The following is a 10776-nucleotide window of genomic DNA, read 5'->3' on the forward strand; positions in this document are numbered from 1 at the left end:
CCAAAGCCACAGAGTAACCCGATAAAACGCATTCTTTGTATTGCTTTAAATAGGATTATCATGAGTAAACTTTTAACCGGATTAGTATTTACCTTTAGTATAGGTTACGCCCACGCCGAGCTCCCCGTCACTATCGCCAGTCCAGACGGTAACATTAAGGTGGTCGTAGATAGCGCCAGTCAAAGCCCTGATTACACCGTTGAGCTAAATGACGAGACCTTTATTGAACCATCGTCGCTGGGGCTGATGACATCATTGGGGGATTTTTCAAAAAACCTGAAGTATGTTGCACACAAAAATACGCAACACGACGAAAAATATGAACTAACCCATGGCAAGGTGAGTCAGGTTCATTATCAGGCGAATGGCGCCACTATCACATTTAGCGGTAATGACGATGTTCAACTGGAGATAGAATACCGGGTCAGTAATCGGGATGTTGCGTTTCGCTACAGGTTGTCAGGACCGGAATCGCTGACCAGAGTCAAAGTATTGGGTGAGGCAACCAGCTTCAACCTGCCCGATAACGCGACCACGTTTATTACACCTCAGGCATTACCTGAAACGGGCTGGATGCAAACCAAGCCCAGTTATGAGGAGCCCTACACATTTGATGCGCCAGTGGGTAAAGCCTCTGCTAACGGGGTTGGCTATACCTTCCCGGCGCTGTTTAAAAATGCCCAGAAAGGCTGGATCTTACTTTCTGAAACCGGCGTTGACAGTACCTATCTGGGCTCTCGTCTGGGAGAAGGTAATCAGAATGGTGAGTACCCGCTTGCTTTTCCACAGGAAGGGGAAAATTCGGGAATTGGCGGCACCTATGCGGCGATGTCGATGCCTGCGGTGACGCCGTGGCGTACCATTACGCTGGGCGATACCCTCGCCCCCATTGTGGAAACCACTGTCTCGTATGATCTTGTTGAACAGCAGTATCAGCCTTCTCAGGATTACGAAATGGGAAGAGCAACCTGGAGTTGGATTGTCTGGCAGGATGACAGCATCAACTATGAGGACCAGCTCAAATTTATCGACCTTGCCGCCGAGCTGAATTTTGAGTTTGTGCTTATCGATAACTGGTGGGATCAGCGAATTGGCAGAGATAAGGTCGAGAAGCTGGTTGATTACGCCAGTCAAAAAGACATTGGCATTATCCTCTGGTACAACTCCAACGGATGGTGGAACGATGCACCGCAGACTCCTCAACATAAAATGAACACAGCGCCGGCACGGCGCGAAGAAATGGCGTGGCTACAAAAGATTGGTGTGAAAGGGCTTAAGGTTGATTTCTTCGGCGGCGACAAACAGCAAACCATCAAACTTTACGAAGATATTTTCACCGACGCCAATGATTATGGCCTTACCATAACGGTTCATGGTAGTACGTTACCCCGAGGCTGGGAGAAAATGTATCCCAACTTTGTTACTTCTGAAGCGGTGTTGGCCTCTGAAAACCTTGTTTTTGAGCAAGACGCATTAGATAAACACGCCTATAACGCCACGATGCTGCCATTTATCCGCAACACCGTTGCGTCGATGGATTTTGCGCCGGTTTTTCTCAATGACCGTCTCTCCAGAGACCAAAAAACGGGAACAATAAGAAAAACCACGGACACCTTTGAACTGGCGACGGGCGTACTTTATTTCTCTCCTGTTCAGCATTTCGGGTTAACGCCCAACAATGTTGAGGAACAACCAGACTATGTACTGAACTTACTCAGAAAGATGCCTACTGTCTGGGATGACACCAATTATATTTCCGGACATCCCGGTGATCATGCAGTATTGGCGCGGAAAAAGGGCAATAGTTGGTATGTGGCAGCGGTGAACGGTAAGGACGAGAGCAAATCTTTTGATATCACTCTACCGATGCTGAAAGGCAAAAAGGTAACGGTCTATTTTGATGATGCTAACGGTGAGACTAAAATGAAACAAGCCACGATTAGCAAGAACGGTAAGTTTGCCTTAGACCTGCATCCGCAGGGCGGCGCCCTTATTGTTTCACAGTAACGACACCGGTTTTGTGCACTGACTGAGCAGCAACAAATAGGCTGTTGCTGCTCATCTTATTATTAAATACAGAATAAAAACGCCAGCCGCTAATCCTGAGTCGTCATTCACTATCAACGCTTTAATCGCTAAACCTGAACATTGAAATTAACCCTTAAGATACTCTAGTAAATCACCCGGCTGACAATCAAGCTCTCGGCAAATCGCTTCCAGCGTACTAAAGCGTATAGCTTTTACTTTTCCTGTTTTTAACAACGATAAGTTAGTCATAGAGACCCCCACCCTGTCGGAAAGCTCTGTCAGAGACAGCTTATTGCGGGCCATTTCTATATCCAGATTAATACGAATCGTCATCACATCTTCACTCTTCAAACTACTTCAATATTGTTTTCACCCAGAAAAAAGTGAAAGGAAACTATCAACATAAGGACTGGAAACAATAAAAGATTAGCCACGGAAAAAACCACGCTCAGTTGAATAATAGCCGTAACTGCTGCTACCACCGCGAAAACTTTAACTAACGCAGACAATCTTGGAAACTGAGCCAACAGCACAACACTGAGGGTAAGTAATGTTAGGGAATACAGAAAAAGAACAATAAGTACCGCCAACGCCATCACATCCAGAACGCCGGTAGAGGCCTCAACCATGCCCAGGCCAATAGTAACATCTATAAGCAGCGAGCTATGAAAAACAGCCACCAGCAACGCCATCACCATTAACAATACCGACGCCCAGCGACCATCTATCTGGTGCCGAAAGTAGCGGCTAAGTCCGATATACACAACAATTTCAAGCGTACCGATTATGAGAAAGACCAGATCCCAGGCATCCAGACTCATGAAGTCTTTGCGCCAGGCCATCTGCGTATCATCAAGACTAAATCCGATAGCGCCGATCCAGTATACCGGAAACAGTACCGCCAGCAGCAATGCTGCGAGACCAAAAATTTTATGAGAAGTGGAAGTCATCAATTATCCTTTTTTCAAGTCCAGCAATGATTATAAAATAATCAATTATTTTACTCTTTACAATATATTTTTTATGATATTCGTAAAAAATTGCGAAGATTAGCTTTTGCATGACATAACTCGGTTTTGTCGGGTGGCCGGCAAATGATGAAATGCGCCTTGAAGGATAGGTAATAATGCGGTGCTATGCTTCCGGCCAACAGCGATATGACATTTGTTGACTGTTCCCGTAATGATTTAGAACGTCTTGCGGTCGGTTGCCCTGCACAGAGATTGCTTCAGGCGGTTTCTGTATCCTTTACTTCATAAATTTCCAGCCAGTCTGCTGTTTCGGTTATTGATTGTGCGGTTAATTCACGAAGTAACCCCTCTACCTCTTTTAAGGTTAACGCCGCCGTGCCCAGCGATGATATTTTACAATGATAACCAAGCAAAACCTCCCGGGCACTAAGGCTTCGCTGCGCCGATATTTCAAACTCGGCGTGATTGCGAATAGCAAATGCCGTTGTACCAATAACAGGTAACCACGCAGCCAGCAGTCCACACAGTTTTGAAATTATATAAAGGCCAGGTAAATACTGAGTAAGCAAAATTTTGGCGGCGACAACGATAATTGTCGCGATAAACATCCCTTCGCTAATTTTGGCCAGTCGCCTGCCCATTTGCTTCATAGCGATAGCATTGTGTGTATGATAGTGATATTGCTCGCTAATCCAGTGCTTTTGGGTAAAACCAAGTGCGTCGGATAAATATTTTCCCTCTATTTTACGCCCGGAGAAGCCTGTCCATCGTAAGACGGTTTCGGTGTAAAGATATGCCCAGCAGCGCTCCGGACCGCCGTGGCCCAGAAGATTTCTACCCAACACCTCTTCACTGTCTCGAAACCGGCGCATAGGAAAATGGCTGCTAAATAGCGATAGAAACAGCGTCGGACGTAAAAACTCGGCAATACAGCGGTACTCAAGCCATCGGTCGTGCAACCGGGTATAGTGATCTCGTTTGTAAAGCATGTAGATCAGTAGCAAAAGCACCATTTCTATCAGAGCGCAGAAAAGTGCGGTTTTGCCATACATGTCCGGATCAGAAAACGCGATAGCCAGTGCTGCCACCATCAACGCAGCAGCGCCGAAAAGATAAATGTACATAAACGTACTGCGGTGCATGGATGCATAAAAACCAGCGAGTCTATCAGCACGTAAATAAGCCGCGAAATAGGCATGACTGGCTGGGCTGTGGAGTTGTTCCGCCGGAAGCGGGCCCTTTTCTTCAGTAAGTTGCGCTGATTGTGGCAATTGTTGTTTATGTAGAAAGGCTTCTTGCCTGATTTTTTTTGGTGAAATGAGCAGGCGTCTCAGACACGCAAAACCATTGTGTAACAGGCTACTGCGCCCCCTGGTCATACTTATTGGTCCGCGGTCATTAAAATTCGGGGCTATTTCAGAGCTTAGCGATAGTCCCGGCTCACTGGCAAACATGGTAAAACGTTGCAAAATACGCCAGGTGAGGTCATTTTTCTGCGTAGCCTCAGGGTCGCTTAGCAATGTATCAAATAACAGAATATGGCCCAGCCATTCATGCAGGGCCGATTCGGTGAATGGTTCAGTGATGGTTTTACCATTTTCTGTGTGCAGAAAATATAAATGGTTGGGGTGCTCCGTATCAATCCAGATTACCGGAATCTTTTCGGTAAGTGCCAGTCTGGTCGTCCAGGCGGTGCCATAGCCTGCTTTATCTTTACCATCGTACAGCGCGACCAATACATCACAGTTTTTTACCAGCACCTCAGCACAATCCCGATAAGCAATATCGGCCTTATCCCGCCTTCCATCAAGCTCGAGGACTTTAGATTCAGTTGTCTGATAATGCGCTTTTTGCAGTAACTTAAAAAAAGCCGCCTGGCTGTCTGCATCAAAATCCCTGGCATATTCATGCGCATCAAATGGCAATATGCAGGCCAGTTCGTAATGTTCTTTGACCAGCGCAGGTTCCAGCAATAAACGATCTGCGCCATCTGCCATGGACGAGGTCAGCCTCAACACAGGGTCTGCTTTTGCGTACAAAGTTTGCGCATGAACATGCTGATAACAGCGCTTCAGCTGCGTGTGTATCTGACTATAAAGCGTAGTAATTTGCTTTATGAGTACGTCATTATTCTGATTGATACTAGCATGCTCACGGTGACCGGCAACACCTACTCTTAAGGTCATCGGAACTAATGGCGAATCAACAAACTGTTGATAAATTGAAGTAACGTCAGGATCAGACATAATCAGTGTTCATAAAATATTTTTTGCTCACCGGTAGTAGATTTGCGCGCTGACCGTCTTGTTTTTGCTAAACATCGGTAGTCGATACAACGCAAGGTTGGCGGGTATAGCCACCTCCTGCCAACAGATGCCCTTTGCGACAGTCAAGCCCATCAATGCGCGAATTCAGCCCGGTTTAATAGTACCCGCCCCACTATGTTACGCCGCTGCAAAGTCGCGCTTCATCTAATCAGGATAAAAACCTGTTTAGCGTAAAAGTGCTGTGGCTGGTTAATTTTTGAACTAAACTGTAAAACATTATCATAGTTGAATATAACTCATATGCCCACCTGCAATATTTTTGTATCCTCGCCAGGGGACGTGGTGCTCGAACGTGCGCTGACAGCGCGGGTCGTTGAGCGGCTGCGAAAAATATTTGGTCACCGCAGCGAACTCGATGTAACGCTATGGGAAGAGCAGCCACTGGAGGCCAGAGAGTCATTCCAACCTCAACTCCCCGACCCTGCCACGGCTGATTTGTTTATTCTTATTTTATGGCAACGAATGGGGACTTTACTGCCTGACTCCGCCATTCCCGCGCCATTTGAAGGCCCGTTAACCGGCACAGAATACGAATTTGTCGTTGCCCGCAAGGCGCAACAGACTACCGGTAAACCTGCCATGATGGTTTATCGCCGTACAGACCGGGCCGGCGAAAAAGCAACGAGCGTTAATGCATTTTTTAAGCAACATTTTACCGACGGTCAGCAACGCTTTAGTAAGGCATATCATCAGTATAAAACCATAGGTGAATTCGAATTTTTACTCGAGAAGCATTTACACCGCTGGCTCGATAATGTCCTTCCCACGCCCAGCGAAACAGAAATGATAAATGAGCGGGCCTGGTATAGCGGCAATCCATTTCAGGGGCTGAAAGCCTTTCGATTTGAGCATGCTAATGTATTTTGCGGACGCGATGACGCCATCGCAGAAGCGCTGGAAAAACTGAAATATAAAGCAGCAATGCATCAGCCGTTTCTGTTAATTGTGGGCATGAGTGGGTCGGGAAAATCAAGTCTGGCCCGGGCCGGAATTTTACCGGCACTTTATAATCCAGACCTGTTACCAGGTGGCGGACCAATTCTTCGCGGGGTGATGCGTCCGGCCGATATTGAAGGCGATCCGTTTCGGGCTTTAGTGTCAGCGTTAGCCGCCAATAGCGCGCAACAGCTTGTGCCCATCGATCAGATAAATGCTACAGCGAAGCGGGCCCGGGACGACAAAGACGCCTTCATCGCTCAAATCCGTGAATCCTTGCATGCACAACCACCAGCGTCCACGCTGGTTATTCTGATTGATCAGCTGGAAGAGCTTTACACGTCAGCGGCAATTTCCGATGTTCAGCAAAAACGCTTTGCAGAACTTATCGCCGCGCTGGTCGAAAAACTGGATATTTTTGTTATTGCAACATTGCGCAGTGACTGCTATCACCATCTTTGCGCAACACCTGATTTTCTTCGCCTTAAGCAGCATGGTGGCCAGTACGATTTATCTCCGCCAGCGCTGTATAACATTCGTCAGATGATTACCGTTCCGGCCAACGCTGCGCATTTGCACTTTGAAGAAGGAGAAAAAGGTCAGCCTCCTCTGGATGAAGTCATTGCCGATCGTGCCGCACAGTCTCCCGAGAGCTTGCCCCTGCTTGAGTTTACCCTTACCCAGCTCTACGACATGCGGACACCCAGTGGCATGTTAACGTTTGAACATTACGCGCTGCTTGGCGGCATTGAAGGCGCGATAGCCAGTCATGCTGAGGCCGTATTCAAACGCCTGAGCAAAAGGGTGCAAAAACGCTTTTCTCATGTTTTCAACCAGCTGACCAGCTGCGACCAAAACGGACGTTATTTAAGAAAATGGGCCATCCGATCCCAGCTTCAATGCGACCCAACCGCTCGTCAGCTAGTGGATGCTTTCTTACAAGCCAGATTGCTGGTAAGCGAACGTAACCCCGATGGGATAGAGATTGTCACCCTGGCCCATGAATCACTATACATTCACTGGCCAAGACTGGTGAGCTGGCTGCAGATAAACCGGTGGTTACTGAATGTGCGCAATCAGATGTCCGATCAGGTCGAGCGCTGGCTAAAGGCAAACCGCGATCCTGCCCTGCTTCTTAACGCCGGTAAGCCGCTTGATGACAGCAAGGCGCTACTTAGCAGTGAACTGACCCTGACCGATGAACTGGCTGACTTTGTAAAAGCCTCTGAGCGTCGCGCCCGACGTGCTCAGGGTCTTCGCTATGGGGCAATAGGCGCGCTTATTGCCACGACCTTATATGCCACAAGCGCGTCATTCTCGGCCCGGCAAAGTCAGCAATCGGCCGAGCGCAGTCTGGCCAAGAGTCAGGATCTTATCGAGTTTTTAATTGGTGATCTACATTCAGAGCTGGAGAAACTGGGCCGGCTGGATGTAATGCAATCGGTTGGCGAGAAAGCCTTGACTTATTTTGTTGAACTTAATGATACAGAAACCAGCGATGCAAGTTTGTTAAACAGAACCAAAGCCCTGTATCAGATTGGCAGCGTATACATGGATATTGCTCAGTACGACAAAGCAACCCAGGCATTTGAGCAAAGTCTTGTTCAGGCCCGAAAGCTGACCACACAATCACCGAACGAATTTGATTATATTTACGAACAGGCCCAGGCCGAGTTCTGGTTAGGTTATGCAAACTGGGTAGCCAATGACTTAGATAAGGCAGAACATCAATTTCTGGCTTACCGCAATGCCGCGCTCAGGCTAAAGGAGCTCGCTCCCTCGCGCGCCACGGCCATGATGGAGGTAGCCTATGCAAACTCAAACCTGGGCACGCTGGCTGATAGTCGCGGCAATATTGATGACGCTATCGCGTATTTTCTAAAAGCTGCTGAAGTAACCATGCAGGTCGTCTCGATGGCGCCGGATAATCTTGATGCTATTGCAACCTTGGCCGACGTATATTCCTGGCTTGGTTCTGCCCATCAAAAGCAACTTAAACTGATGCAGGCGCTCAGTTTTTATCGCAGCGAAAAGCAACTTTTTGAACAAATCGCCCGTTTGGAAAAAAGTTATCGCGCCCGCGTCAATGTTGTGCTGGCCAACAACCGCCTGGCAAAAGTCGAAGTTTACAGTGGCAATCTCGAAAATGCCGTTGCAATTTACCAGGCACAAAAAAGAACGGTAGAAGAACTGGTCCGTCACGACCAGGAAAATACACGGTGGAAGGAAATTTTAGCCTCCATTCACGCTTATCTGGGCGAAGTGTATTTGCTGGGTAACCAATTCCCCCTTGCCGAACAAAGTTTCGAGAACAGCTTTAACGTCGATGCCCGGCTTCCTGACCAGGGTGGAAACTACTGGACAGAAACTTACTATCATCGTCATTACTGGTATTGGCGCTTATTAAAGGCGCAGGGCAAACATAACAAAGCGCAGTCTTTTGAAAAAACACTGTTGTCAGCTGACCTCCCGGCGGCCAGGCTCTGGCGCTTTCGGGTTGCCAGCTTTCTTAAACTACCGGACATCGAGGTGCCTGCCAATTTACTGGGCCCGGGAGCATTAATCGCGCTACTTGAAAAAGCCTTAGCTGAGCAGGATCACGAAAAACTGGAGGAATTAGTTTCAAAAACACCGGATCTTATCTGGCAGTATCCGGAACTTGCTGCGCTACAAACGGATATCCAAACCGCGCTGGCGCTAAACTCACTATGACATGGAGAAAAAACTATGTCAGTCGACGAGCTTACTACCCCAAACAACAGGAACAGTGTTGATGTCACGCTTAAAGCTGAAGATCCCGGGCATCCTGAAATATTGACGTTATATCAGGGAGATACGCCCATACAGGAAGTTAATTTTCCATCAGATAAGCGCTTTATCCGGTTTACCTTCCCCGATAACTATACAAACTTTGATATTCGTGTATTTGAGATAAGTGAAAAAGCCAGTAAAACGAAGATTATGACAGCCTATCGGGAGGATCCTTCAGCCGGCCTGCAACTGTTTGCCTCACAATGGGATGGGCAGGCTTCAAGCGGTAAAAACAGGCGTGAATTTAAACGTCATCCACCTCAGTCTCAGATGATGGTAATCAGGGATAAGGATACTGATGGTACCGAGGCCGGTACGTTGCACGACTATATTTTGAAGTTCACCTATAACCGACAAACCTATCTGCTGGACCCTAGCATCAGAAACCGACAGGTTCACTAAATCTCAACTACAACAACGACAATTTCCACGGCTGTATTAACCATGTAGAGGAACAACAAATGAAAAATAACTACGTATGGGTCACTCTGGCACTCACAGGAATGCTATTGGCTGCAGCAGCAAATGCTAATCCTAATGCTATTGATGTTGAGTTCAGAGCCGATCAGGGAGCACCGGATAATCTCACACTCTATCAGGATGACCAGCCTATCGATGTTATCGACTTTCCAGAGGACAAAAAATTTATACGTTTTCACTTTCCCGCTGGCTACGCGGATTTTGATCTGAAGGTTTTCGAACAGAACGAAATAGCGGAAAAACAGAAGATCATGAATGCCTACGCAACTGACAGTTCAGCGGGCATCGACTCTTTTAATTCATTATGGCGGGGACATGCATCAAGCGCACAAAATTCAAGAGAGTTCCAGGTACGAACCGTTGCCCGCAAATTATTAGTTGTGCGCAATAAAAATGTCGATGGAACCCCTGAAGGTGTGCTGCATGATTATATTATTCGGTTCACGGTTGGCGACAGAATCTATTTACTAGACCCAAGTATTCGCAACACTCGGGCAAATTGATGATTTGTAATAGCGATTCAGTTATTGCAACGACCGTCAGCTTTAAGCATTTATCTGTAAAGCGAAATGTAACAGGCTGGCGTTAGTCCTGTGTTGCATCGCCTCCACCCGAATGTGGTTGCGATGTAAAAGAGCCTGAAAGGTGCGCCTGTCAAAACAATTACGGTGAGTTTGGTAACAGTGTTAGGCATCTATTTCAGTGATTTGTAGAATGATAGTATGCAAAACAACGCTGTGGTTATTCTCCAAACATTTTCAGGAGTAAGCCCTAATGGAAATTCTGATTTGGGATAACACGCCCCTCAATGGTTACCATTGAGCCTGAAGGTCATTCTGTTGACTTTATACCACCGTTTTGTACAAGCTTATGATTGCGTATATCGCACTGTAGACCTGTCACGACAAAGCTCTACATGAGGCTGAGACGCTACGATGTCTGGCGGCCAGAGGGAATCACACGCGCCTTCCATGGCGCTTGCCCGGGCAGCTTAAAGCTGCGCAAAACGGCATTCCTGCCATTTTGTCGAACCAGAGGGTTCACATACCGCTTTTTCCAACAGAAATAATAAAGCCCTGTACAAGGCAGGGCTTTATTATTTAAATCTGGCAGAGAGAGGGATTAATTAAAAACGCATTCGCGTTTTTGACCCTTCGGGCTTCGCGGACAAGCCGCTCGTTTCAAGTTGCTCTACCGCAACTTGTCGAACCCTGTTACTCGGC

At 47.2% G+C, this 10776-nt stretch carries 7 protein-coding genes; 4 read left to right on the forward strand and 3 right to left on the reverse strand.

Annotated elements, in window-relative coordinates; all coding sequences use genetic code 11:
- Window positions 1–60 precede the first annotated feature (60 nt).
- Window positions 61–2007: a glycoside hydrolase family 97 protein gene (locus F458_RS0118140; protein ID WP_018984865.1), complete on the forward strand. Its 1947-nt coding sequence runs from the start codon at window positions 61–63 to the stop codon at window positions 2005–2007.
- Window positions 2008–2154: 147 nt separating this feature from the next.
- Here the strand turns inward: F458_RS0118140 and F458_RS0118145 are convergent, their stop codons facing one another.
- From F458_RS0118145 to F458_RS0118155, 3 genes are all read right to left on the reverse strand, one after another.
- The gene (locus F458_RS0118145; RefSeq protein WP_018984866.1) at window positions 2155–2361 is read right to left on the reverse strand and encodes a helix-turn-helix domain-containing protein; all 207 of its coding nucleotides are present in this window, start codon (window positions 2359–2361) and stop codon (window positions 2155–2157) included.
- 14 nt (window positions 2362–2375) lie between these two features.
- On the reverse strand, window positions 2376–2978 hold the full coding sequence (locus F458_RS0118150; protein WP_018984867.1) for a hypothetical protein: 603 nt from the start codon (window positions 2976–2978) through the stop codon (window positions 2376–2378).
- Between the two features lie 278 nt (window positions 2979–3256).
- Window positions 3257–5245, reverse strand: coding sequence for a hypothetical protein (locus F458_RS0118155; RefSeq protein ID WP_018984868.1), 1989 nt, complete (start codon window positions 5243–5245; stop codon window positions 3257–3259).
- 363 nt (window positions 5246–5608) lie between these two features.
- Here F458_RS0118155 and F458_RS0118160 point away from each other — a divergent pair, with 363 nt between their 5' ends.
- Genes F458_RS0118160 through F458_RS0118170 form a run of 3 tightly spaced genes read left to right on the forward strand, consistent with a single transcriptional unit; the run spans window position 5609 to window position 10056 of the window.
- Window positions 5609–8974, forward strand: a complete 3366-nt coding sequence (locus F458_RS0118160; RefSeq protein WP_018984869.1) for an ATP-binding protein — start codon at window positions 5609–5611, stop codon at window positions 8972–8974.
- 15 nt (window positions 8975–8989) lie between these two features.
- The gene (locus F458_RS0118165; RefSeq protein ID WP_018984870.1) at window positions 8990–9475 is read left to right on the forward strand and encodes a hypothetical protein; all 486 of its coding nucleotides are present in this window, start codon (window positions 8990–8992) and stop codon (window positions 9473–9475) included.
- Window positions 9476–9534: 59 nt separating this feature from the next.
- Entirely contained in the window at window positions 9535–10056 is a 522-nt protein-coding gene (locus F458_RS0118170; protein ID WP_018984871.1) for a hypothetical protein, read from the forward strand.
- Window positions 10057–10776 lie beyond the last annotated feature (720 nt).

Source organism: Salinimonas chungwhensis DSM 16280 (genome assembly GCF_000378185.1).
GTDB classification, from domain to species: Bacteria; Pseudomonadota; Gammaproteobacteria; order Enterobacterales; family Alteromonadaceae; genus Alteromonas; species Alteromonas chungwhensis.

Excerpts from the sequence above, each read along its gene's own strand:
- F458_RS0118140 (WP_018984865.1), top strand. The coding sequence starts at position 61 with ATGAGTAAACTTTTAACCGGATTAGTATTTACCTTTAGTATAGGTTAC.
- F458_RS0118155 (WP_018984868.1), bottom strand. The coding sequence starts at position 5,245 with ATGTCTGATCCTGACGTTACTTCAATTTATCAACAGTTTGTTGATTCG.
- F458_RS0118170 (WP_018984871.1), top strand. The coding sequence starts at position 9,535 with ATGAAAAATAACTACGTATGGGTCACTCTGGCACTCACAGGAATGCTA.
- F458_RS0118150 (WP_018984867.1), bottom strand. The coding sequence starts at position 2,978 with ATGACTTCCACTTCTCATAAAATTTTTGGTCTCGCAGCATTGCTGCTG.
- F458_RS0118145 (WP_018984866.1), bottom strand. The coding sequence starts at position 2,361 with ATGACGATTCGTATTAATCTGGATATAGAAATGGCCCGCAATAAGCTG.
- F458_RS0118165 (WP_018984870.1), top strand. The coding sequence starts at position 8,990 with ATGTCAGTCGACGAGCTTACTACCCCAAACAACAGGAACAGTGTTGAT.